The organism is Cellulomonas sp. JH27-2, from assembly GCF_014837175.1.
Taxonomy (GTDB): Bacteria; Actinomycetota; Actinomycetes; order Actinomycetales; family Cellulomonadaceae; genus Cellulomonas.
Map to the genome: position 1 here is coordinate 295,853 of NZ_JACYFR010000003.1, position 22,299 is coordinate 318,151.

Annotated in this window: 22 protein-coding genes; 13 read left to right on the forward strand and 9 right to left on the reverse strand. The window is 73.1% G+C overall.

The window, feature by feature from the left end; genetic code table 11:
- Position 1: 1 nt before the first annotated feature.
- On the reverse strand, positions 2-460 hold the full coding sequence (locus tag IC607_RS10395) for a pyridoxamine 5-phosphate oxidase (RefSeq protein ID WP_191787312.1): 459 nt from the start codon (positions 458-460) through the stop codon (positions 2-4).
- A 10-nt stretch (positions 461-470) separates the two neighbouring features.
- Positions 471-929: a DUF6174 domain-containing protein gene (locus IC607_RS10400; protein WP_191787313.1), complete on the reverse strand. Its 459-nt coding sequence runs from the start codon at positions 927-929 to the stop codon at positions 471-473.
- 78 nt (positions 930-1,007) lie between these two features.
- Between IC607_RS10400 and IC607_RS10405 the strand changes: the two genes are divergently transcribed.
- From IC607_RS10405 to IC607_RS10420, 4 genes are all read left to right on the forward strand, one after another.
- Positions 1,008-1,304, forward strand: a complete 297-nt coding sequence (locus IC607_RS10405; protein WP_191787314.1) for an MTH1187 family thiamine-binding protein — start codon at positions 1,008-1,010, stop codon at positions 1,302-1,304.
- A 188-nt stretch (positions 1,305-1,492) separates the two neighbouring features.
- Positions 1,493-3,001, forward strand: a complete 1,509-nt coding sequence (locus tag IC607_RS10410) for a hypothetical protein (RefSeq protein WP_191787315.1) — start codon at positions 1,493-1,495, stop codon at positions 2,999-3,001.
- Positions 3,002-3,034: 33 nt separating this feature from the next.
- Positions 3,035-4,081 carry an NAD(P)-dependent alcohol dehydrogenase gene (locus IC607_RS10415; protein WP_191787316.1) on the forward strand — a complete coding sequence of 349 codons (1,047 nt, stop codon included), beginning with the start codon at positions 3,035-3,037 and terminating at the stop codon, positions 4,079-4,081.
- Positions 4,082-4,083: 2 nt separating this feature from the next.
- Positions 4,084-4,560, forward strand: a complete 477-nt coding sequence (locus IC607_RS10420) for an NUDIX domain-containing protein (protein ID WP_191787317.1) — start codon at positions 4,084-4,086, stop codon at positions 4,558-4,560.
- Between the two features lie 128 nt (positions 4,561-4,688).
- On the opposite strand, the gene IC607_RS10425 is transcribed toward IC607_RS10420, so the two are convergent.
- From IC607_RS10425 to IC607_RS10435, 3 genes are all read right to left on the reverse strand, one after another.
- Positions 4,689-5,522 (reverse strand): PadR family transcriptional regulator, encoded by an 834-nt coding sequence (locus IC607_RS10425; protein WP_191787318.1) that lies wholly within the window; start codon positions 5,520-5,522, stop codon positions 4,689-4,691.
- A 184-nt stretch (positions 5,523-5,706) separates the two neighbouring features.
- Positions 5,707-6,672: an alpha/beta hydrolase gene (locus IC607_RS10430; RefSeq protein ID WP_191787319.1), complete on the reverse strand. Its 966-nt coding sequence runs from the start codon at positions 6,670-6,672 to the stop codon at positions 5,707-5,709.
- 8 nt (positions 6,673-6,680) lie between these two features.
- The gene (locus tag IC607_RS10435; RefSeq protein WP_191787320.1) at positions 6,681-7,637 is read right to left on the reverse strand and encodes a zinc-binding dehydrogenase; all 957 of its coding nucleotides are present in this window, start codon (positions 7,635-7,637) and stop codon (positions 6,681-6,683) included.
- Positions 7,638-7,702: 65 nt separating this feature from the next.
- Between IC607_RS10435 and IC607_RS10440 the strand changes: the two genes are divergently transcribed.
- Complete coding sequence (locus IC607_RS10440; protein WP_191787321.1) at positions 7,703-8,461, forward strand: DUF5995 family protein; 759 nt, start codon at positions 7,703-7,705, stop codon at positions 8,459-8,461.
- A gap of 19 nt (positions 8,462-8,480) precedes the next feature.
- Here the strand turns inward: IC607_RS10440 and IC607_RS10445 are convergent, their stop codons facing one another.
- The 3 genes from IC607_RS10445 to IC607_RS10455 all read right to left on the reverse strand — a co-directional run bounded on the left by IC607_RS10445 (position 8,481) and on the right by IC607_RS10455 (position 11,924).
- Positions 8,481-9,203 (reverse strand): maleylpyruvate isomerase N-terminal domain-containing protein, encoded by a 723-nt coding sequence (locus IC607_RS10445; RefSeq protein ID WP_191787322.1) that lies wholly within the window; start codon positions 9,201-9,203, stop codon positions 8,481-8,483.
- A gap of 49 nt (positions 9,204-9,252) precedes the next feature.
- A complete protein-coding gene (locus tag IC607_RS10450; RefSeq protein ID WP_191787323.1) occupies positions 9,253-10,467 on the reverse strand; it encodes a homoserine O-acetyltransferase in 1,215 nt (404 codons plus the stop codon).
- A 137-nt stretch (positions 10,468-10,604) separates the two neighbouring features.
- Positions 10,605-11,924, reverse strand: coding sequence for a bifunctional o-acetylhomoserine/o-acetylserine sulfhydrylase (locus tag IC607_RS10455; RefSeq protein ID WP_191787324.1), 1,320 nt, complete (start codon positions 11,922-11,924; stop codon positions 10,605-10,607).
- A 452-nt stretch (positions 11,925-12,376) separates the two neighbouring features.
- Here IC607_RS10455 and IC607_RS10460 point away from each other — a divergent pair, with 452 nt between their 5' ends.
- Both IC607_RS10460 and IC607_RS10465 read left to right on the forward strand, forming a co-directional pair.
- Entirely contained in the window at positions 12,377-12,751 is a 375-nt protein-coding gene (locus IC607_RS10460) for a hypothetical protein (RefSeq protein WP_191787325.1), read from the forward strand.
- 305 nt (positions 12,752-13,056) lie between these two features.
- Positions 13,057-14,553: an NlpC/P60 family protein gene (locus IC607_RS10465; RefSeq protein ID WP_225224895.1), complete on the forward strand. Its 1,497-nt coding sequence runs from the start codon at positions 13,057-13,059 to the stop codon at positions 14,551-14,553.
- Positions 14,554-14,703: 150 nt separating this feature from the next.
- On the opposite strand, the gene IC607_RS10470 is transcribed toward IC607_RS10465, so the two are convergent.
- Complete coding sequence (locus IC607_RS10470; RefSeq protein ID WP_124344043.1) at positions 14,704-15,198, reverse strand: inorganic diphosphatase; 495 nt, start codon at positions 15,196-15,198, stop codon at positions 14,704-14,706.
- 165 nt (positions 15,199-15,363) lie between these two features.
- Between IC607_RS10470 and dacB the strand changes: the two genes are divergently transcribed.
- The 6 genes from dacB (at position 15,364) to folE (ending at position 22,291) form a co-directional block, all read left to right on the forward strand.
- A complete protein-coding gene (gene dacB, locus IC607_RS10475) occupies positions 15,364-16,794 on the forward strand; it encodes a D-alanyl-D-alanine carboxypeptidase/D-alanyl-D-alanine-endopeptidase (protein ID WP_191787327.1) in 1,431 nt (476 codons plus the stop codon).
- Between the two features lie 97 nt (positions 16,795-16,891).
- Positions 16,892-17,923: a zinc-dependent metalloprotease gene (locus IC607_RS10480; protein WP_191787328.1), complete on the forward strand. Its 1,032-nt coding sequence runs from the start codon at positions 16,892-16,894 to the stop codon at positions 17,921-17,923.
- Positions 17,924-17,927: 4 nt separating this feature from the next.
- Entirely contained in the window at positions 17,928-18,995 is a 1,068-nt protein-coding gene (tilS, locus tag IC607_RS10485) for a tRNA lysidine(34) synthetase TilS (protein WP_191787329.1), read from the forward strand.
- Positions 18,996-18,997: 2 nt separating this feature from the next.
- Entirely contained in the window at positions 18,998-19,552 is a 555-nt protein-coding gene (gene hpt / locus IC607_RS10490) for a hypoxanthine phosphoribosyltransferase (protein ID WP_191787330.1), read from the forward strand.
- Between the two features lie 103 nt (positions 19,553-19,655).
- Positions 19,656-21,689, forward strand: a complete 2,034-nt coding sequence (gene ftsH, locus IC607_RS10495) for an ATP-dependent zinc metalloprotease FtsH (protein WP_191787331.1) — start codon at positions 19,656-19,658, stop codon at positions 21,687-21,689.
- Positions 21,689-22,291 carry a GTP cyclohydrolase I FolE gene (folE, locus tag IC607_RS10500; protein WP_191787332.1) on the forward strand — a complete coding sequence of 201 codons (603 nt, stop codon included), beginning with the start codon at positions 21,689-21,691 and terminating at the stop codon, positions 22,289-22,291. The genes ftsH and folE overlap by 1 nt, the downstream gene beginning before the upstream one ends.
- The last annotated feature ends 8 nt before the right edge of the window (positions 22,292-22,299 follow it).

Below are 22,299 nucleotides of genomic sequence, written 5' to 3' on the forward strand. Positions count from 1 at the left end.
GTCACTCCCGCTCGACCCGTTCGTAGCCGCGGCCCGGGTGCCACGACTCGACCACGAGCCGGTCACCGTCGGGTGTCTTCGCCACGGTGGTGCGCACCATCTCGCTGACCTCGAGGGCGAAATAGGATCCCGGCAGGCCGCCTTCCGGCTGCTCGCCCGGGACCAGACGCCCCGCGAGCTTGGCCTCGCCGGCCCACGTCGTCCAGTCCTTGGGCGGTTCGAGGGTGGGTGAGTGGAACGCGACGCGCGGGTCGCGCACCACGTCGGCCAGCTTGCGCGAGCCCGGCATCATGCCGAGCGTCACGTCGTCGCCGACCTCCAGCTCGGTCCCGCTGATGCGCGGCGACCCGTCGGCCCGCAGCGTCGCCATCGTCTTGTTGGTCCCGGACGCGAACAGCGCCGCGACGGCGTCGGCGAGCTCGGGTACCTCGGCGCGGACGTCCTTCCAGCGTGGGTTCATGGCCCCCGTTCTACTCCCCGGGTCCGACACCCGGGCGGTAGTCGGTGATCGTGTAGCACTCCTCGTCGTCGATGGCGTTCGGGTCTCCGTCGAACGCCACGCGCGTCGGCACCCCCGTGCTGGGGTCGACGACCAGCTCGCTGGGTGCGCCGTCGCCGCCGGCCTGGGCTCGACTCAGGAGGTCGGCGATCGTGGGGAGGTCGCCCTCGTACCAGTCGATGAGCTGCACGTTCGGGTCGGCCGGCTCGATCTGCGTGATCCGACCGTCTTCGACCGTGAGGTGGTACGTCCCGAGCATGGCCCGTTCGCCACAGCTCGACGTGATCGTGTAGCGGTAGGAGGCCGTCGACCAGCTCGTCGCGCTCGTCGTCGTCGGCGGTGCCTGCGGCGGGTCGGGGAACGTCACGCCCGACGCGCAGCCGCCGAGCAGGACGATGCCGGGCGCGAGCAACCGCAGGATCTTCGCCATGTCAGGTACACGCGCCACGGTGCGCCGTGGTTGACACCCGGGTGGACATCGGCGACCGCGACGCGACATGGTGGCTCCATGCTCGTCGCCTTCTCCGTCGCCCCGCTCGGTGCGGGCGAGTCCGTGTCCGAGGCCGTCGTCGACGCCGTGCGCGTGGTCCGCGAGTCCGGGCTGCCGCACCGCACCGACGCCATGTTCACCACGATCGAGGGTGAGTGGGACGAGGTGATGGACGTGGTCAAGCGCGCGACGGAGGCCGTCGGCAGGCACGGCAACCGCGTGAGCCTGGTGCTCAAGGCGGACATCCGGCCGGGCTGGACGGGCCAGCTGGACGCCAAGGTTGCGCGCGTCGAGGCGGGTCTCTCGGACGCTTGACCAGATTGTGATCAACCGGGCGCAGACGCACCCGTCCGGCGGGCTGACGTGGCCCTGCCCGCTGTGCCAGAGTGTGGGCGCCGGAGCGTGAAGCGGTGCGTGCCGCCCCGGTGCACGAGGGGCTGGCGGTGCCGCCCTCCGGTCGGGAAGACCAGCAGTCACGAGCGCGCGCAGAAGGGCCGGGAGCCATGCCGATCTTCGAGCTCGACGAGGGGCGTCCGCGCCTCGTCCAGCCGATGCAGCCGCTGGCCGGTTCGTTCGCGCAGGAGTGCGAGGCGCTCGTCGCGCACCACCTGACGGCCATCGCCGGCGAACCTCTGTTCCCCGTCCGGTCCCGCACGGGTGCCCCCGACCATGCCCACCTGCCCGCCCTGCTCGCGCTCGACGCGACGGGCCGCCCGGTGGTCGTCGAGATCGTGCAGGTCGTCGACGACGACGCCGTCGTGACCGCCCTGCGGCACGCGGGCGCGGCCGCGCGCATGACGATGACGGACCTCAGCCGCGCCTACCACGCCGACCCGAGCCGGTTCGGCGTCGAGTTCGCGGCGTTCCGCGAGCAGGTCGCGTTCGGTGCGCAGACCAGCCGACGCGAGGGCGTCCGACTCCTGCTGCTGTGCTCGGAGGTCGCCGCGGAGGCCGGTGACACGCTCGGCTTCCTGCGTGGGCCCGGCCGGCACGTCGACATCCTGCAGATCGGCGTGGTCCGCGGGGCCGACGACCGTCGCCTGCTCGACGTCAGCCCGCTGGCCAAGCACGAGGCCAGCCGGCGCGCGGTCGAGCCGACCGCGCTGCGGCTCGTGCGGGCCAGCGAGTCGACGTTCGCGGACGCGATGGCGTACGACGACGGACGCCGGGGCGCCCCGAGCCTGCCGCCGGTGAGCAAGCCGCCCGTGAACAAGCCGCCCGTGAACACCAAGCCGTGGACCGACCACCCGTCCTCGGGCGAGCTGCGGTCCGTCCCGTCGCCGCCGCCGATGCCGCGACCCGCGGCGCCCAGCCCGCTCACGCCGCGGACCACCGACACGCGTCCCAACCGGACCGTCGAGCCGCCGCAGCAGCCCGCGACCGGCCTCGTGTCCTCGCCAGTCGCTCAGCCGCCCGCACAGCCGTCGCCCGCTCAGCCGACGCAGGCCCGGCCGACGACGGGCGCGGGACCGGGTGCGTTCCCGGCGGCCCCGCCGGTCGCGCAGCCGAACCAGCCGTACGTGCCCGAGCGCCGCTCGCACCCGCGCGGCGGCGCGCAGCCGCCCGCGGCGCTGCCGGTGGTCCCCGGGCCGATCGTGCCGCGGCCCGACACCGACCCCTCGGCCCGCCAGCCGGAGCCCGAGCCCGTGACACCGACCGAGCACGACCTGGTGCCGGCCGTCCCGACCACGCCCGCGCAGCGCGCGAGCCTGCCGCCCATCGCGGAGGCCGGTCTCGTCGACGTCCCCAACCCCCGCCTGGCCACGCTCGCCAAGCAGCGGCGGGCCATGACGACGCTCGTCTGGCACCGGGAGCGACGCAACCAGCGCGTGCTCGCGATGCTGCGCCGCGACGGCCTCATCCAGCTCGAGGCCGGCCGCGTGTTCGCCGACCCGGGGCACGCCGCGGCGGCCGCGATCGGCACCGACGGCGAGATCGACGGCTGGCGCGCGTGGCGCCTGGGCGACGGTGGGCCGACACTGGGAGAGGCGACCGGGTTCAACCCGAGCTGACGGTCGCCTCCCCGACACCCTGGAGGTCCGTCCGTGCCCGTCGCAGTCCCCGCTCTGTCCGTCCCGTCCGCCGGTGCCGCGTTCGAGCGCACCACCATCGAACGCCGGGACGTCGGCGAGCACGACGTCCGCATCGAGATCGCGTACTCCGGCATCTGCCACTCCGACATCCACCAGGCGCGCGCCGAGTGGGGCGCCGGCCTGTTCCCGATGGTCCCGGGCCACGAGATCGCGGGCGTCGTGAGCGAGATCGGTTCCGACGTCACGAAGTACGCGGTCGGCGACCGCGTGGGTGTCGGCTGCTTCGTCGACTCCTGCCGCGAGTGCGAGAACTGCCTGGACGGCGAGGAGCAGTTCTGCCTGCGGGGCATGGTCGCCACGTACAACGGCAAGTTCTACGACGGCGAGCGCACGTACGGCGGCTACAGCACGCAGATCGTCGTCGACGAGAACTACGTGCTGCGCATCCCCGAGGGCCTGGAACTCGACGTCGCCGCGCCGCTCCTCTGCGCCGGCATCACCACCTACTCGCCGCTGCGCCACCACGGCGTCGGGCCCGGCTCGCGCGTCGCGGTCGTCGGCATGGGCGGGCTGGGGCACATGGCCGTGCAGATCGCGCACGCCATGGGCGCCGAGGTCACGGTCCTGTCGCAGTCGCTGTCCAAGCAGGAGGACGGGCTGCGGCTGGGTGCGGACCACTACTTCGCGACGAGCGACAAGGCCACGTTTCGCGACCTGCGCCGCTCGTTCGACCTCATCCTGACGACCGTCTCGGCGGACCTCGACCTCGACGCCTACCTGGGGATGCTGCGGCTCGACGGCGCGATGGTCTTCGTCGGCCTGCCCGAGAACCCGCAGACCTTCCGCGTGTTCTCCCTGACAGGTGCGCGGCGCTCGCTCGCCGGCTCCAACATCGGCGGCATCGCCGAGACGCAGGAGATGCTCGACTTCTGCGCGGAGCACGGCATCGGCGCGGTCATCGAGACCATCAAGGCCGACGAGGTGGGCGACGCCTACGAGCGCGTCGTGCACTCCGACGTGCGCTACCGGTTCGTCATCGACGCCGCGACGATCGCCTGACGATGGCCGCTGCCCGCACCAGCGCGGGGCTGCTCCTGTTCCGGCGCCGCGACCGGCTCGAGGTCCTCGTCGGGCACATGGGCGGGCCGTTCTGGGCGCGCAAGGACGCGGGCGCGTGGACGATCCCCAAGGGTGAGCCGGAGCCCGACGAGGACCCGCACGCTGCTGCCCTGCGGGAGTTCGCCGAGGAGATCGGGGTGGCGGCGCCGTCGTCGGACGGGCCGGACCTCGATCTCGGTGAGGTACGGCAGAAGTCCGGCAAGGTGGTGCGCTGCTGGGCGCGCGAGGGCGACCTGGACGTCACGACGATCACCAGCAACCTGGCGGTGATCGAGTGGCCGCCGCGATCGGGTCGGACGATGGAGGTCCCGGAGCTGGACCGCGCCGCCTGGCTCCCCCTCGACGAGGCCGCGACGCTGCTGGTCAGCGGCCAACCCACCTTCCTGACCCGCCTGCACCAGTTGCTCGACACCCCCTGACGCGGCCCCGCGCACCCGCGCCCGGATACGGCTTCGCCGGTAGTCGGGTTCCCCGCGAGGTAGTCGGTTGCACCCGACTACCTCGCAGGAGATCGACTACCGGCGAAGGGAGACCGACGACCCGGTCGTCAGGACTCGGGACCGGACGATTCGGTGTCCGTGGTCTTGGTGTCCGTCGGCTCGGTGCCCGTCGGCGCAGCGCCGGCGAGGATCAGGTACAGGTCGCGGCGGGCGGCCTCCAGGACCGCCAGCGCCGCGGTGGTCTGCTCCTCGGTGCCCGTGCGGGCGACCTGGCCGGCCGCCGCGCCGAGCGCCTCCATCGCGCCGCGCAGCGCGCGGCCCGGGTGCTGGGGACGGGTGGCGGCGTCGTCGAACGGGGTGCCGAGGTGCTCGGCGTTCTCCGTGACGTACGTGGTGCCGGCCTCGGTGAGCGAGGCCAGCTTGCGCCCGCCCTCCGCGGTGATGCGCACCAGGCCCTCGTCCTCGAGCAGGGCCAGCGCGGGGTAGATGGCGCCCGGCGACGGCCGCCACCGGCCGCCCGACCGCTCCGCGATCTCCTGGATGAGCTGGTAGCCGTGCATGGGCTGCTCGGAGAGCAGCAGAAGGACGGCGGCGCGGATGTCGCCGCGACCGGCTCGTCGGCCGGGCCCGCGGCCGGGGCCACGGTGGCGGCGGCCGTCGCCGCGCTCGTCGAAGGGCGCGCCCTCGAACGAGGGGCCACGGAAGGACGGGCCGTCGAACGCGGCGCCCTCGAACGAGTGACCGAACGGCCGGCCGCCGGGGACGCCCTCGCCGCGGGGGCCGAAGGGGCCGCGCGGGCCGAGGTCCTCGGGGCGCCGCATCCGGCGCTCCCACGTGCGGTCGCTGACTGGGTCGGAGGCCTGCGGGCGGCGGTCGTCGCGGCGACGTGAGCCGGGGCCGAAGGGACGGAATCCGGAGTAGGTGATGTGGTCGTGCTTCATGGGGGTTCTCCTCGATGTGGGTTCGTGGGCCGCGGCGAAGGTGCCGGCGACCGGTCCGGGAGGTGCGTGCCCGAGGGGGCAGGACTCGACCGGACGCGTTAACGATATATCGAAGATACGACGAAGACAACCCTGACAGCGATGTCGCCCTCGATCCTGTCGCAGCCGCGGAGGGTGGGTGCCGTCAGCCCCAGCCGTAGGCCGCTGTCCAGCGGTCCACCTCGGCGTAGAAGCGGTCCCGGGCCGGCTGCGCCGACAGCGCCAGGTCGTGCACACCGCCGTCGATGCGCACCACGGTGACCTGCGGCCCCAGCTGGACCGCTCGGCGCGCGATCTGGTCGACCTCCAGCACGACGTCGGAACGCCGCATGTCGTCGTGCCAGCGCGGGCTGATGAGCGAGCGTGCCGAGGCGAGCACCACGACCGGCACCGAGATCGCCAGCCCGCGCGCCACCTGCGCGTGCCCGGTCATGACGGCCCGCAGCCACCCCGCGCGGACAGGGAACGAGGGAGTCGGCCGCCAGCGCTCGTCGAACGTCCACTCCCCGCCGGACGACACCGCGAGCGTGCGCGAGTAGAACCCGGGGTCGACGTTGGGCAGCGGCGCCTTGGGCTGGAACCGCGCGAGCTGCCCGACGGCCGGCCCGGACAGGTGCCGGATCACGGACGACCCCTGCAGCTCGAGCCACGGGCTGTTGAGGATCAGGCCGTCGATCGTGCCGGGGTAGTGGTGCGCCCACAGCGCGGCGACCAGGCCCCCCGTCGAGTGCCCCATCACCATCACGCGCCCGTGCAGCCCGATCTCCGCGCGCACCACGGACAGCGCGGCCGCGAGGTCCTCGCGGTACGCGGACAGGTCGTCGACGTACCCGGGCGTCTGGTGCGGGCGCAGGCTGCGGCCGTACTTGCGCAGGTCCAGCGCGTAGAAGGCGACGCCGCGCGCGTGCCAGAACTCGGCGAGCCCGGTCTGGAAGAAGTAGTCGGACCAGCCGTGCAGGTAGAGCACGGCCCGCGCCGGGCGCAGGGGCTCGGGCGTCGGCGGGGCGTAGCGCACCACGGAGACGACGACCGGCCCCTCGTCGTCGGGCGCGAGGGTGAGCGTGGTGACCTCGTACCCGTCACCCAGCACGTCCGGGACCCACTCGAGCACCACGCCTCCTAGGGGACGACGACGATCTTGCCGAACTGCTCGCCGTCGGCCAGACGGCTCAGCGCGGAGCGGGTGTCGGTGAGGGCGAAGGTCGAGTCGATCAGGGGCCGGACGCCGGTGCGGGCCAGGAACGCGAGCAGGTGGCGCAGGTCGTCGCGCGAACCCATCGTCGTGCCGCGCACGGTCAGCTCGGAGAAGAAGATGCGGGTGAGCTCGGCGGGCGGCGCGTCGCCGCTGGTCGCGCCCGCGACCACGACGGTGCCGCCCGGCCGCAGCGAGCGGATCGAGTGTGCCCACGTCGCCTGCCCGACGCTCTCCAGCACCAGGTCGACGCGCCCGATGCGCGCGCCGGGCTCGACGGCCTGCGCGGCGCCCAGGCCCAGAGCCCGCTCCCGACGATCGGCCGAGCGGCTGGTCACCACGACCTCCAGTCCCGCCGCCGCGCCGAGCGTGATCGCGGCCGTCGCCAGCCCGCCGCCCGCGCCCTGCACCAGCACCCGCTGCCCAGGCGTCGCGGCGCCGGTCGTGAACAGCATCCGGTACGCGGTCAGCCACGCCGTCGGCAGGCACGCGGCCTCCTCGAACGACAGCTCGGCCGGCTTGTCGACGAGGTTCCACGTGGGCACCGCGACCTGCTCGGCGAGTGTCCCGTCGTAGCGCTCCGACAGCAGCGAGCGCGGCTCGTCGGGCCCCACGCCGTGCCCCGACACGCCCCCGATCACGCCGTGCACCACGACCTCGCGGCCGTCCGCCGTGACGCCCGCCGCGTCGGTGCCCAGGATCATCGGCAGCTGCTCGGCCCGCAGGCCCACGCCGCGCAGCGACCACAGGTCGTGGTGGTTGAGGGCGGCGGCGCGGACGTCGACGACCGACCAGTTCTCGCGCGACTCGGGTGCCGGCCGCTCGCCGACCTCCAGGCCTGAGACGGCATCGTCGGCGAACCGGGCGGCGTAGGCGGCGATCATGGGTCCAACGTAACCGGGCGGACGCGGGTCTGGTGGTGCGAGGCCCGGCGCGCCAGGGTGGTGGCATGACGCACGGTGGCGGCGGAGCGGCCGACGACGGGTCGGGTGGCGGCGCGTCGGGCGCGGGCGGGCAGCTCGTCCCCGGTTCGGCGGTGATCGGGGAGGTCGTCGCGACCATGGACGGGCTGCGCGACGGCTGGCCGCCGACGGACGGGCTGCGCGTGTTCCTCGACGTCTACCGCACGGTCACGGCGCTCGTCGCGGTGCGTGTCACCGACGCGACGTTCCACGACCCCGCGTTCACCGAGGACCTCGACGTCCGCTTCGCCGACCTGTTCCTGGCGGTCCCACGCGACATCGACGCGCAGCGCCCGGTGAACAAGGCGTGGGCGCCGCTGGTCGAGCGCCGCGCCCTGGCCGGCATCCTCCCGGTGCAGTTCGCACTCGCGGGCATGAACGCGCACATCAACCACGACCTGGCGCTCGCGGTGGTCGCGACGTGCGAGGCGCGCGGGGTGAGTCCCGACGACGGGAGCGTCCACGCCGACTTCGAGCGCGTGAACGGCGTCCTGGCCGAGGTGGTGCGGCCCATCCGGCAGTCTTTCCTCGACCAGCACGTGGTGGCCGCGGGCCGACCGCTGTCTCCGGTCGCGGACCTGGTGTCGAACTTCTCGATCGACAAGGCACGCGACGCCGCGTGGGCGTCGGCGCTGCTGCTCTGGGCGGTGCGTCGCAGCCCTGTGGCCAGGGTCGCGCGCGACGCACTGGCGCGGACGGTCGGTCTGGTCGGGCGGCAGCTGCTGGTCAGCGTCCCAGCGGCCTGAGCTACAGGGCCGGCCTGAACTACAGAACCGGCAGCATGCGGCCCAGGTCGGGCACGCCCTCGGACGTGTACCGCGCGTGCAGGGCGTCGGCCAGCTCGTCGACGTCGTACGCGGTGCGTCCTGCGGCCAGGCGCACCCAGCGTCGCTCGTCGGCGACCTCCAGGTCCCAGCCGCCGCGTGCGACGACGATCGCCAGCAGCGTGTCGGCGACCAGGCGGAGCGCGCCGGGATCGAGCGGGTCCGGACCCGACCCGGCACCGGGCGCCCGCCGCACGGACCGGGCCAGGTCGTCGGCGTGCACGACGAGCTCGATCACGCGCGAGGCTGTCATCGTGGACAGCAGCACGGGGCCTCGCCGGGCCTCGACCACGAGGTCGCGCGGGCCGAGCTCGTCGAGCTGCGCGAAGGCGGCTGCTGCGCGTGAGTCGACCCAGCGCAGCGGGTCGCCCGAGATCTCGGCGGCGAGCTGGCGCGTGGTCTCGGCGATGTCCGTGGCCCGCGCGACGTAGGTGCCGAGGTACTCGGCCAGGCTGAGCGGGACCGTGCCCGCGGGGCTGGGGGTGCAGAACGCGAGCGCATCCATGGCCCGGCCGATGTGCGCGACGAGCTCGGCGACGGTCCACCCGTCGAGAACGGACGGCTCCGCGGCGACGTCGTCGTCGACGACCTCCGCGACCCACCGGCGCAGGCGGTCCCACTGGGCGTGCAGGGCGGTCGATGCCTCCGCGAGGGTGATGCTCATGGCGCCATCCTGCCGGGTGGGCGGGCGGTGGCGCGCGACGCGCGCCGTGTCAGGACTGGCGGACGTGCTCGCCCAGGAACTCCTGCACGTACCGGCCCACCTGGTCCTCCTCGATGAGGAAGCCGTCGTGACCGTAGTCGGAGTGCACCGTGCGGACAGGTCCGGCGCCGGGGACGCCCGCGGCGATCCGCTCGGACTGCGCGGGCGGGAAGAGGCGGTCGGAGTCGACGGCGATGACGAGCCCGCGCGCCGTGATGGACGCGAGCGCGGCCGCCACCCCGCCGCGGTCGCGGCCCAGGTCGTGCGTGATCATCGACCGCGTCAGAGCGACGTAGGTGTTGGCGTCGAACCGGCGCGTGAGCTTGTCGCCGTGGTGGTCCAGGTAGGACTGCACCGCAAAACGGCCGCCCTCGAGCGGGTCCTCGCCGCCCTGCGGGATGCGGCCGAACCGCTCGTCTAGCTCGAACGCGCTGCGGTAGGTCTGGTGCGCGATCTGCCGGGCCAGGCCCAGGCCGACGTGCGGTCCCTCGCCGTCGGCGGCGTCGTAGTAGTCGCCGCCGCGGAAGCCCGGGTCCCCGGCGATGGCCGCGAGCTGGGTGTGGAAGGACGCGATCTGGTCGCCCGACGTCTGCGCGGCGGTCGCGATGGCCGCGAAGGCCTCGACCCGCTGCGGCTCGGACGCGGCCCACTCGAGCACGCGCAGCCCGCCCATGGAGGCGCCGATGACCAGGGCCCACGTGTCGATGCCGAGCAGGTCGGCGAGCCGGACCTCGGCCGCCACCTGGTCACGCGTGGTGACCAGCGGGAAGCGGCTGCCCCAGGGGCGACCGTCGGGCGCGGGCGACGCGGGTCCCGTCGACCCCTGGCAGCCGCCGAGCACGTTGGGGGCGACGACGAACCACTCGTCGGTGTCGATGGGGGCGCCGGGCCCGACCATCGTCGACCACCAGCCGGCGGTGGGGTGCCCGTCCTCGACGTCGCCGGTCACGTGCGAGTCACCGGTCAGCGCGTGCAGGACGAGGACCGCGTTGGTGCCGTCCTCGTTGAGCGTGCCCCACGTCTCGTACGCGAGCCGCACGGCCGGCAGCCGGCCGCCGGACTCGAGCGCGAACGGTCCGAGGTCCGCGAAGTGCCGCCGGCCCACGGGGTCGCCGGAGCGCCACGCGGAGGACGCGGGGACGGGCGGGCGAGCCGGCACCGGCACCCGGCTGGCGCGCGTAAAGGCGCGGGCGCGGGAGGGCGCGAACAGCTGCTCGTCGGACATGGTTCACCAATCTACGTGCGTCGGGCGACGACGGGTCCGCGCCGCCCACCTTCCGGACCCGCCACAACCTCCCCGAGCGTCCGAGCAAGTGGCTGCTACAGCGACCACTTGCTCGGACGCTGGGTGTGCTGCGGGTGTCAGGCGGACTTGGCGGCGCGGAAGCCCGCGTCCAGGTCGGCCAGGATGTCGTCGATGTGCTCGATGCCCACCGAGAGGCGGACCAGGCCGGGCGTGATGCCGGACTGCGCCTGCTCGTCGGGCGTGAGCTGGCTGTGCGTCGTCGACGCCGGGTGGATGACGAGCGAGCGGACGTCGCCGATGTTCGCGACGTTCGAGTGCAGCTCGAGCGCCGAGACGAAGGCCTGACCGGCCGCCGACCCACCGTCGACCTCGAACGCGATGATCGCTCCGCCGCCGCGCGGTGCGTACTTGAGCTGGGCGGCGTGCCACGGCGACGACTCGAGGCCGGCGTAGTGCACGAAGTTCACGTCGTCGCGCGCCTCCAGCCACTGGGCGACCTTCTGCGCGTTCTCGACGTGCCGCTCCACGCGCAGCGACAGCGTCTCGATGCCCTGGGCGATGAGGAACGCGTTGAACGGGCTGATCGCCGAGCCGAGGTCGCGCAGCAGCTGCACGCGCGCCTTGAGGATGAAGGCGAGGTTGACGCCGAAGATGCCGCCCACGCCCAGGTCACGCGCATACACCAGACCGTTGTACGACGGGTCCGGGGTGTTGTAGTTGGGGAACCGGTCGGGGTGCTGTGCGAAGTCGAAGGAGCCGCCGTCGACGATGACGCCGCCGATCGCCGAGCCGTGCCCGCCCAGGTACTTGGTCGCGGAGTGGACGACGATGTCCGCGCCCCACTTCAGCGGGTTGATGAGGTACGGCGTCGCCACCGTGTTGTCGACGACCAGCGGCACACCGACCTCGTGCGCCACGGTCGCCACGGCCTCGATGTCCAGCACGTCTGCCTTCGGGTTGGGGATGGTCTCGCCGAAGAACAGCTTGGTGTTGGGGCGGACCGCGTCGCGCCACGCCTGCGGGTCGTGCGGGTCGGTGACGAACGTGGTCTCGATGCCCAGCTTGGGCAGCGTGTAGTGCAGCAGGTTGTACGTGCCGCCGTACAGCGACGGGCTCGCGACGACGTGGTCGCCGGCCTCGGCGATGTTGAGGATGGCGAACGTCTCCGCCGCTTGGCCCGATGAGAGCAGCAACGCACCGACGCCGCCCTCGAGGCTCGCGATCCGGTTCTCCACCACCTCCTGCGTCGGGTTGGTGATGCGCGTGTAGATGGGGCCGAGCTCCTGCAGCGCGAACCGCTTGGCCGCGGTCTCGGCGTCGGGGAAGACGAACGACGTCGTCTGGTAGATCGGCAGGGCGCGGGCACCCGTCGCCGGGTCCGGCTCCTGGCCGGCGTGGATCTGGCGGGTCTCGAAGTTCCAGCTGTCGTTGCTCATGGCTTGCTCCTCGCGTGGGGTGGGGTCGCGGGGGAGCTGTGCGCGCACGGCTGCTCGTCCCGCGGAGGGATGAGTGGGGCGCACGGTTCGAGCCTGGGCTCGTGGCGGGGGCGTCGTCGTCAGACCGTCGGCATCGACGTCGACGACCTGCCCGCGGGCACAGCCGAACGTGCGCTGGTCAGCGGCACATTCGGCAGGTCATGTCGCGACCATAGGACGTCCATCCCTGATGGTGGAACTGATGTCTCATGATGTGGACGCAATCCGTCTCGTTCCTGCTTGCCGCGCCTCGCCTGCGGGGCCGCGCGACGCGCTGTGCCAGGGTCGTCGGCCGATCGTCACCCGGCGTTCGTCCAGTCGTCGCCCCGGCGATGCCTGCCGACCGGAGGGGCAGGGTGCACTGGTTCCCCTGGGCTGCGGGGATCGGCGGCCGTGACGGAGGGGTCCGCGTTGTGCCGGCGACGTTCCAGCTGTACCAGTTCTCCGACGACGACCTCGTCTGGTGGCGGCTGGTCAGCCCCAACGGGCGCGGGGTCGCGCGCATGCCGCACGGTGTCGACACGTTCGACGAGGCGCGCGAAGCCGTCGACACCATCGTCGCGCGGGTCGGCGACCTGACCACCGTGCTGCGCCTCACCGACGCCTACCGCTGGCAGTGGCAGGTGCAGCTTGACGGCGTGCCCGTAGCGCAGGGCATCGGCGACCAGGACCGACGTGTGCGTTGCGAGTACGCGTGCCGCACGTTCTCGACCCTGGCCCTGACGGCCGCGATCGACCCGGCGCTCGTCACGTTCCGGCGCGTCGGCGCTCCGAGCCGCCCCCGCTGACGCTCGCGCTGCGACCGTCCGCCCCGAGCCGCGCGCGGTGCGTGCGCTGGGTGCGTGCCCTGGGCGCGGTGTGGCGAACGGGTGATTCGGGGACGCGATGTCCGGTATGTCCTGCCTGTGACTCGTGTGACGGGTGTGACTCGTGTGACTGGTGTTCACTTATGGGACTCGGTTGGGTAGCGTCCCCCGAGGACGATCCATCGGCAGACGACGCCGCGGCCATGAGGCGGCGCGGGGCGTCTGACGGGCAGGCGCCGGAACCGGCGCGGTCCGGGTGCCGGACGACGACGAAGGAGCACACGGTGATGCGACGCGACCGCCGCACCCTCGCGGGTGGCCTGGTGACGGCCGTCGTGCTCGGCGCGCTGCTCGTCGGCGGTGCGCCGCTCGCGCAGGCCGACCCCTCGTCGCCCTCCGACCAGGACGTCCAAGACGCGCGCACCGCCGTCGACGCCGCTTCCGACTCCGTGGCCTCGATGGAGGTCCGACTGGCGCAGCTCAGCGTCGCGGGCGACCAGGCCGACCTCAAGGTGCAGCAGGCCGGCGAGGCGTACACGCAGGCGCTCGTCGACGCGCAGGACGCGCAGGACGATGCCGACGCGGCCGCTGACGCCGCGGTGAAGGCGGCCGACGAGGCCGAGCAGGCGCGCCGTCGCCTCGTCGCGCTGGCCCGGGAGATGGCCCGCTCCGGTGGTTCCGCGGACGCGATCGAGTCGCTCCTCTCCGCCGACGGGTTCGAGGAGGTCGCCGAGCGCACCAGCGCGCTCGACCGTGTGACCGGCAAGGCCGACGACACCGTGCAGGAGTACCGTGCGGCGCTGCTCGTCGCGGACACGCTGCAGCAGCACGCGAAGGACACGGCGGCGACGGCGGCGGATGCGGCCACGACCGCCAAGAAGTCGCTCAAGGCGGCCCAGAAGACCCAGGACGACGCCGACCAGGCCGTCGCCTCGGCCGCGGTCGAGCGCGACGAGCTGCTCCAGAACCTCGCCGACGCGCGCAAGACCAGCGTGGACGTCGAGCGGGCACGTCAGGACAAGCTCGACGACGACCGCCGCGAGCGCGAGAACGACGACGCCCGCAAGCAGCGCGAGCAGCAGACGCAGGACGACTCCTCCGACCCGGCGCCCGCCGACGACCCGGCGGACGACCCCGCCGACGACCAGGGCCCGGACGACGAGCCCACGCAGCCGTCCTCGGACCCGAGCCCGACGTCCGACCCGGAGCCCACGACGGCCCCGAAGCCGACCAAGGCGCCCGAGCCGACGACCGCCCAGAAGCCGTCGTCCTCCCCGAAGCCCACGAGCAACCCCAAGCCGACGACGGCACCCAAGCCCACGTCGACCCCGAAGCCGAAGCCGACGCCCAAGCCCACGTCGACGCCCAAGCCGACGACCCCCTACGGCCTCGGCACCGGCTCGTCGCAGGGCTCGGCGTCCGAGGGGCGGGCGGCGCTCGCCTGGGCCAAGACCAAGATCGGGCTGCCGTACATCTGGGGTGGCGCGGGACCGGACGGGTACGACTGCTCCGGCCTGACGATGTCGGCGTGGAAGGCCGCGGGCGTCTACCTCAACCGCACCTCGCGCGACCAGTACAAGCAGGTCCTGAAGATCAGCTACGACAACCTGCGCGTCGGTGACCTGGTGTTCTGGTCCACGGACCCGAGCAACCCGAATGCGGTCTATCACGTGGCCATGTGGGCCGGGAACGGTCAGATCATGGAGGCGCCGTCACCGGGCAAGCCGCTGCGCATCACGTCGATGCGCTGGGCCAACACGATGCCGTACGCCGGCCGCCCGTAACGCCGGTCGGCGTGCGTCGCGGCCGATGGGTGCAGCCGTGGTCGCACCGGACGTGACCTGCGCGGGCACGTGCGCCGCAACCATCGCTGCAGCCATGGACGCACGAACGCCCCCGCCGGGACCTGGTCCGGGCGAGGGCGTTCGGTTGCGTCAGTGGTTGTAGCCCGCGTCGATCGCGCGCTGGCGCGACCGCTCGATCTCGGCCTCGGCCTCGGCGCGACCGGTCCAGTGCGCACCCTCGACCGACTTGCCGGGCTCCAGGTCCTTGTAGACCTCGAAGAAGTGCTGGATCTCGAGGCGGTGGAAGTCGGAGACGTCGTCGATGTCCTGACGCCACGCGGCGCGCTGGTCGCCCGTCGGGACGCAGAGCACCTTGTCGTCGCCGCCCGCCTCGTCGCGCATGCGGAACATGCCGAGAGCGCGGCACCGGATCAGGCAGCCGGGGAACGTGGGCTCCTCGAGCAGCACCAGCGCGTCCAGCGGGTCGCCGTCCTCGCCGAGGGTGCCCTCGATGAACCCGTAGTCGTCCGGGTACCGGGTCGAGGTGAACAGCATGCGGTCCAGCCGGATGCGGCCGGTCGCGTGGTCAACCTCGTACTTGTTGCGCTGCCCCTTGGGGATCTCGATCGTGACGTCGAACTCCACAGCTCTCCTCCACCGCGTTGGACGGCGCCCGGGTCCCGGGACTGCTCGACGCGACACTCTCGTGGTGACGGCGCGCCTGGGTGTCGGGGGCGCCTTTGTCTCGCACAGTAGTCTGACGCACCGCCGGGGGACTTGCCCCGAAGTTCCGCAGAAGATCAGGTGATCATGGCCACAGGCGCACGCGTCGTCGGCGCGACGACGCTGATCCTGCTGCTGTGCGGGGGTGCGTACCTGACCGCGGACGCGCACGACGTGGTGCCCGGGCCGCTGACGCTCGAGCCGGTCCAGTCGCCCCCGCCGCCGTTCCCGACGGCGCCCGGGGCGGTCGAGGCTCCCGATCCCGACCCGGCCCTGGCGGACCTCGACCCGCAGGCGCCGGTCCCGACGGCCGCCAAGATCCAGCCCTTGGTGAACGCGCTGGCGTCCGACGAGCGCCTCGGGTCGGCCAAGCACGTCGGCATCGTCGTCTCCGACCAGCTCACGGGCGACGTCCTGGGGTCGCACCTGCCCGACGACGGACGCACGCCCGCCTCCAACGCCAAGCTCGTGACGGCCGTCGGCGCCCTCAGTGCGCTGCCCGGCGACACGACGCTGCCGACGCGCGTGGTGCGGGGGTCGGCGGACCAGATCGTGCTGGTGGGCGGCGGCGACATGATGCTCGGGTCGGACAGGGGCGACGACGACGCCGTCCTGGGCCACGCCGGGATCGGCGACCTGGCCCGGGCGACGGCCAAGAAGCTCAAGCTCGCGGGCACGACGAGCGTGAGTCTGGGGTTCGACGACTCGCTGTTCACCGGCCCGACGCTGAGCCCTGGCTGGGACGACAACGACATCGCCGCCGGGTACGTCGCGCCCGTGACCGCGCTCGCCGTGAACATCGCCGCGACCCGCCCGTTCCAGGGCATCGAGGACTACCCGCCGCGCTACCCCGACCCGTCGGCCGCGGCCGCACGGACGTTCGCGCAGCGGCTCGAGGCGGCGGGCATCACGGTGCAGGGCACTCCGACGCGCATCACCGCCCCCAGCGGCGCGCAGCAGCTCGCGGTGGTGCGCTCCGCGCCGCTCGAGCAGATCGTCCACTTCTTCCTCGACACCTCCGACAACACGATCACCGAGGTCGTCTCGCGGCTCGTCGCGATCCAGGCCGAGCTGCCGGCCAGCTTCGGCGGCGGGACGCAGGCCGTGCTGCGTGCGGTGCAGCTGGCGGGCGTCGACACCAAGGGTGCGCACCTCGCGGACGCGTCGGGCCTCGGCTACGACTCCAAGCTCCCGGCGCGCGTGCTCGCCGACCTGGTGAAGCTGTCCACGGACCCCGCCCACCCCGAGCTGCGCTCGGTCGCCATCGGGATGCCCATCGCGGGCCTGACCGGCACGCTCACCGACCGCTTCACGCTGTCCCCCGCCCGCGGCTACCTGCGCGCCAAGACCGGCAGCCTCAAGCACGTCACCGCGCTGTCCGGCACCATCCTGGACAGCGAGGGGCGCCAGCTCGTGTTCTCCGTGATCGCGGACGGGACGCCCGACGGCGGGCAGTGGGCGCCGCGGCAGGCGATCGACGCGTTCGCGACGACGCTGTCGAGGTGCGGCTGCCGCTGAGCGTGCTCGCCGGGCGCCGCCGAGTCCCGCCGAGTTCCCGGTTGCGCGCTGGGCGCAATCCGGTCGCGTGCGTGCGGGCTCGGGTTAGTTTGGCCCGATGGAGCAGCCGCCGGTCGACTGGGACGCCGCCGCGAAGGTCGCCGGGCGGTTGGCGCCCCCGGGCCCGCGCGCGGACCGCGCCGAGCTGGAGGAGCTCGTCGCCGGGCTGCGCGGCGTCGCGGCGCCGGCCGCCGAGCACGCGTCGGCCAGCACGGGTCTGGTGCCGGCGGACGGTCGGGCGCCGGCCGACGTCTCGCGCGTGCTGGTCGTGGACCGGCCCGGTTGGGCGCGTGCCAACACGCAGATGTTCGCGACGATGGCCGAGCCGCTGTCCGCGATCATCGGCGACAAGCGCAACACCGCGGCCTCCCGCCTGGCCGCGGCGACGCAGGTGGGCGGCGTGCTCGCGCTGCTGGCGGGCAAGGTGCTGGGCCAGTTCGACCCGTTCACGGCCGGGCCCGACGGCCGGGGCCGCCTGCTGCTCGTCGCGCCCAACGTCCTGCACCTGGAGCGCACGCTGCGCGTGGACCCCGCCGACTTCCGCCTGTGGGTCGCGCTGCACGAGCAGACGCACGCGCTGCAGTTCGCCGCCGCGCCCTGGCTCGCCGACCACCTGCGCACCAGGTCCGCGTCGCTGCTGCACGACTTCGACGAGGACCGGCGCAGCGAGCTGGTCGCGTCGGTCGCGAACGTGCTGCGCGGCGGGTCCGTGCTGGACGTGCTGTCCGACGAGCAGCGCGTGGTGTTCGAGGAGGTCGGTGCCGTGATGGCGCTGCTGGAGGGCCACGCCGACGTCGCGATGGACGAGGTCGGGCCGGCGGTGGTGCCCACCGTCGCGACCATCCGCAAGAAGTTCGAGGCCAAGCGCGACGAAGGCGCCTCCGCCGGCGGTGGGCAGCGGGTGCTGCGCCGGCTGCTGGGCCTGGACACCAAGCTGGCCCAGTACCGCGACGGCGCCGCGTTCGTGCGCGCCGTCCAGGAGCGCGTGGGACGCGACGGGTTCAACGCCGTGTTCGCGTCCCCCGAGAACCTGCCCCGCGCCACGGAGATCGCCGACCCGGCCACCTGGGTCGCCCGCGTGCACGGTTGACGCGATGGCCGGACCCCACCCCGCCGTCGCGGCGGCCAGGAGCGCCGTGCGTTCGTCGGTCGTGGACCTGGCGCCGGGCTCGCTGGTGCTGGTCGCCTGCTCGGGCGGCACGGACTCCCTGGCCCTGGCGGCCGCGACGGCCTTCGTCGCCGGTGCGCGGCTGCGGGCCGGTGCGGTCGTCGTCGACCACGGGCTGCAACCGGGCTCTGCCGCCGTCGCCGAGCGGGCGGCCGAGGCCTGCCGCGCGCTGGGGCTGGCGCCCGTGCTCGTGGTGCGCGTGGACGTCGGGACCGCAGGCGGCCCGGAGGCCGCGGCCCGCGGTGCGCGCTACGCCGCGCTGGAGAAGGCGGCGGCCGACGAGGGTGCGGCCGCCGTGCTCGTCGGGCACACCCTCGACGACCAGGCCGAGACGGTGCTGCTGGGCCTGGCCCGCGGCTCGGGAGCGCGTTCGCTCGCGGGGATGCCCGCGGTCCGCGGCATCCTTCGTCGGCCCTTGCTGGGCCTGACCCGCGCACAGACGGCCGCCGCCTGCGAGGCGCAGGGCCTGGACCCGTGGCACGACCCGACGAACGCCGGCGCCCCGGGCGACCCGCTGCGCAGCCGGTTGCGCGCGGAGGTGATGCCGCTGCTGGGACGCGTGCTGGGTCCGGGCGTCCCGGCAGCCCTCGCCCGCACTGCGGCCCAGCTGGCCGAGGACGCGGACACCCTGGACGCCCAGGCGGCCGAGCTCGTCGCCGCCGCTCGGGTCGCTCCGCCGGCGGTGCTGGACGTCGGCGTGCTGGCGCAGGCGCCGGTCGCCGTGCGGCGGCGGGCCGTGCGGGCCGCCGCCGTCGCCGCCGGCAGTCCTGCGGGGGCGCTGCTGCGCGTGCACGTGCTGGCGCTCGACGCGCTCGTCGTCGACTGGCGCGGGCAGGGGCCGGTGGACCTGCCGGGCGGGCTGGCGGCCACGCGTGCGTGTGGCAGGCTTGTCATCGGCCCTCCGGGGCCGGTCGCTCCCGTCCAGCCCGCCGACGTGCCGGGGCAGGCGAGCAAGGTACAGAGCGGGTTCGCCCGGAACGACGACGAGGAGTAACGGTGGATCCTGCGGACATGGGCGACGACCTCGAGCGGGTGCTGCTCACCGAGGAGCAGCTGCACACGCGGCTCGACGAGATCGCGGCGCAGATCGACGCCGACTACGCCGGCAAGGACCTGCTGCTCGTCGGCGTCCTCAAGGGCGCGGTCATGGTGATGGCGGACCTGGCGCGGCGCCTGCACTCGTCGGTGCAGATGGACTGGATGGCCGTCTCGTCGTACGGGTCGGGCACCAAGTCGTCGGGCGTCGTGCGGATCCTCAAGGACCTGGACGCGGACCTGACGGGACGCCACGTGCTGGTCGTCGAGGACATCATCGACTCGGGCCTCACCCTGTCCTGGCTGCTGTCCAACCTGCGCAGCCGCGGCCCGGCCAGCGTCGAGATCGCGACCATGCTGCGCAAGCCCGAGGCCGCCAAGGTCGAGGTCGACGTGCGCTACGTCGGGTTCGACATCCCCCCGGAGTTCGTCGTCGGCTACGGCCTGGACTACGCCGAGAAGTACCGCAACCTGCCCTTCGTCGGGACGCTCGCGCCGCACGTGTACGGGGCGTGACCTGTGCCCTGGGCGAACAGGGACGGGTCCTGACAGATTCTGCGTGTACTTTCGAGCAGACCGTCCCCGCGAACACAGGAGGAAGGGCTCGTCCCGACCGCCGATGAACTTCAAGCGCCTCGCCCGTGGCCCCTTCCTGTGGGTCCTCATCGCCGTGATCCTCATCTGGATCGGCATGAGCACGTTGGCCTCACCCAAGATCTCCGCGATCGACACCTCCGACGGCCTCAAGCTGCTGGCCACGCAGGGGGCGGTGGAGCAGGCCAAGATCACCGACGGCACGCAGCGGGTCGACCTGACGCTCAAGGACGACTACAAGCAGGGTGACGACAACCTCGGCAAGCGCGTGTACTTCGGGTACACCGCGCCCGAGGGGGAGAAGGTCGTCACGGCCGTCGCCGACGCCGACCCGCCCAAGGGCTACAACTCCATCAACCCGCAGCCGTCGTGGTGGTCCGGGCTGCTGAGCATCGTCATCCCGTTCGTCATCATCCTGGCCGTCTTCTGGTTCCTCATGTCCAACATGCAGGGCGGCGGCTCGCGCGTCATGAGCTTCGGCAAGTCGCGCGCCAAGCTGGCCAACAAGGAGTCGCCGCAGGTCACGTTCGCGGACGTGGCGGGGGTCGACGAGGCGCTCGACGAGCTCCAGGAGATCAAGGAGTTCCTCGCCGAGCCCGCCAAGTTCCTGGCGGTCGGTGCCAAGATCCCCAAGGGCGTCCTGCTGTACGGCCCGCCGGGAACCGGCAAGACGCTGCTGGCCCGCGCCGTCGCGGGTGAGGCGGGCGTGCCGTTCTACTCGATCTCCGGCTCGGACTTCGTCGAGATGTTCGTCGGCGTCGGCGCCAGCCGCGTGCGCGACCTGTTTCAGCAGGCCAAGGAGAACAGCCCGGCCATCATCTTCGTCGACGAGATCGACGCGGTGGGTCGCCATCGTGGGGCCGGCCTGGGCGGCGGGCACGACGAGCGCGAGCAGACCCTCAACCAGATGCTGGTCGAGATGGACGGCTTCGACGTCAAGACGAACGTCATCCTCATCGCCGCGACCAACCGCCCGGACATCCTGGACCCGGCCCTGCTGCGTCCGGGCCGCTTCGACCGCCAGGTCGCCGTGGAGCCGCCGGACCTCAAGGGCCGCGAGCGGATCCTGACGGTGCACTCGCAGGGCAAGCCGATGGCGCCGCACGTCGACCTGACGGCCGTCGCGCGCCGCACCCCCGGCTTCACGGGTGCCGACCTGGCCAACGTGCTGAACGAGGCCGCGCTTCTCACCGCGCGCAACAACGCGCAGGTCATCGACGACAAGGCCCTCGACGAGGCGATCGACCGCGTCATCGCCGGCCCGCAGAAGCGGACGCGCGCGATGAACATCAAGGAGCAGAAGATCACCGCGTACCACGAGGGCGGCCACGCCCTGGTGGCGGCGGCCATGCGGTACACCGACCCGGTGACCAAGGTGACGATCCTGCCCCGCGGCCGCGCGCTCGGCTACACGATGGTCATGCCGCTCGAGGACAAGTACTCGACGACGCGCAACGAGCTGCTCGACCAGCTCGCCTACGCCATGGGTGGCCGCGTCGCGGAGGAGCTCGTCTTCCACGACCCGACCACGGGTGCCAGCAACGACATCGAGAAGGCGACCGCCACGGCGCGCCGCATGGTGACGCAGTTCGGCATGAGCTCGCGCCTGGGTGCGATCAAGTTCGGCCAGGAGTCGTCGGAGATGTTCCTGGGCCGCGACGTCGGCCACCAGCGCGACTACTCCGAGGACATCGCCGGCTCCATCGACCTCGAGGTGCGCGCGCTCGTCGAGCGCGCGCACGACGAGGCGTGGGAGGTCCTGGTCCAGTACCGCGACGTGCTCGACCACCTCGTCACCGAGCTTCTCGAGAAGGAGACGCTCAACGCGGAGGAGCTGGCCGAGATCTTCAAGCCGGTGGTCAAGCGCGACGCGCGCCAGGTGTGGCTGTCCAGCGACCAGCGCGCGGTCTCCGACCGTCCGCCGGTGCTCGGCAAGGGGGAGAAGTCCCTGACCAACGGCAAGACGATCATCCCGGAGGACGAGGCCGCCGCCGCGCACGCCGAGCACCCCGCCGCCGAGGCGGTCGAGGTGCCGCCGAACGAGATGCCGGAGGCGTGATGGTCGACCCCATCGGGTTCCCGGACGGGGCGGTCGGGGAGTACGACCAGGACCGCGTCGAGCGCGCCATCCGCGAGCTGCTGCTCGCGGTGGGCGAGGACCCCGACCGGGAGGGGCTCAAGGAGACGCCGGCCCGCGTCGCACGCTCCTACCGGGAGATCTTCGCCGGGCTCTTCCAGGAGCCGGCCGACGTCCTGACCACCACGTTCGACCTCGGTCACGAGGAGATGGTGCTGGTCAAGGACATCGAGGTGTACTCGACGTGCGAGCACCACCTGGTGCCGTTCCACGGCGTCGCGCACGTCGGCTACATCCCCGGCGCCGACGGCCGCATCACGGGCCTGTCCAAGCTGGCGCGGCTCGTCGACGTGTACGCGCGTCGCCCGCAGGTGCAGGAGCGGCTGACGTCGCAGATCGCCGACGCGCTCGTCGAGGGGCTGCAGCCCCGCGGCGTGCTCGTCGTCGTCGAGTGCGAGCACCTGTGCATGTCGATGCGCGGCGTGCGCAAGCCCGGCTCGCGGACGGTGACGTCGGCCGTGCGCGGGCAGATGCGCGACGTGGCCACCCGCGCCGAGGCGATGAGCCTGGTGCTGGGCCGCTGACGCGGTCT

What these genes read in the sequence shown, in the direction of transcription:
- IC607_RS10410 (WP_191787315.1), top strand. Translation starts at nt 1,493, where the DNA reads ATGCCGATCTTCGAGCTCGACGAGGGGCGTCCGCGCCTCGTCCAGCCG.
- IC607_RS10465 (WP_225224895.1), top strand. Translation starts at nt 13,057, where the DNA reads ATGCGACGCGACCGCCGCACCCTCGCGGGTGGCCTGGTGACGGCCGTC.
- tilS (WP_191787329.1), top strand. Translation starts at nt 17,928, where the DNA reads ATGGCCGGACCCCACCCCGCCGTCGCGGCGGCCAGGAGCGCCGTGCGT.
- IC607_RS10435 (WP_191787320.1), bottom strand. Translation starts at nt 7,637, where the DNA reads ATGATCGCCGCCTACGCCGCCCGGTTCGCCGACGATGCCGTCTCAGGC.
- IC607_RS10400 (WP_191787313.1), bottom strand. Translation starts at nt 929, where the DNA reads ATGGCGAAGATCCTGCGGTTGCTCGCGCCCGGCATCGTCCTGCTCGGC.
- IC607_RS10405 (WP_191787314.1), top strand. Translation starts at nt 1,008, where the DNA reads ATGCTCGTCGCCTTCTCCGTCGCCCCGCTCGGTGCGGGCGAGTCCGTG.
- IC607_RS10480 (WP_191787328.1), top strand. Translation starts at nt 16,892, where the DNA reads ATGGAGCAGCCGCCGGTCGACTGGGACGCCGCCGCGAAGGTCGCCGGG.
- IC607_RS10445 (WP_191787322.1), bottom strand. Translation starts at nt 9,203, where the DNA reads ATGAGCATCACCCTCGCGGAGGCATCGACCGCCCTGCACGCCCAGTGG.
- IC607_RS10455 (WP_191787324.1), bottom strand. Translation starts at nt 11,924, where the DNA reads ATGAGCAACGACAGCTGGAACTTCGAGACCCGCCAGATCCACGCCGGC.
- ftsH (WP_191787331.1), top strand. Translation starts at nt 19,656, where the DNA reads ATGAACTTCAAGCGCCTCGCCCGTGGCCCCTTCCTGTGGGTCCTCATC.
- IC607_RS10425 (WP_191787318.1), bottom strand. Translation starts at nt 5,522, where the DNA reads ATGAAGCACGACCACATCACCTACTCCGGATTCCGTCCCTTCGGCCCC.
- IC607_RS10450 (WP_191787323.1), bottom strand. Translation starts at nt 10,467, where the DNA reads ATGTCCGACGAGCAGCTGTTCGCGCCCTCCCGCGCCCGCGCCTTTACG.
- IC607_RS10440 (WP_191787321.1), top strand. Translation starts at nt 7,703, where the DNA reads ATGACGCACGGTGGCGGCGGAGCGGCCGACGACGGGTCGGGTGGCGGC.
- folE (WP_191787332.1), top strand. Translation starts at nt 21,689, where the DNA reads ATGGTCGACCCCATCGGGTTCCCGGACGGGGCGGTCGGGGAGTACGAC.
- dacB (WP_191787327.1), top strand. Translation starts at nt 15,364, where the DNA reads ATGGCCACAGGCGCACGCGTCGTCGGCGCGACGACGCTGATCCTGCTG.
- IC607_RS10420 (WP_191787317.1), top strand. Translation starts at nt 4,084, where the DNA reads ATGGCCGCTGCCCGCACCAGCGCGGGGCTGCTCCTGTTCCGGCGCCGC.
- IC607_RS10395 (WP_191787312.1), bottom strand. Translation starts at nt 460, where the DNA reads ATGAACCCACGCTGGAAGGACGTCCGCGCCGAGGTACCCGAGCTCGCC.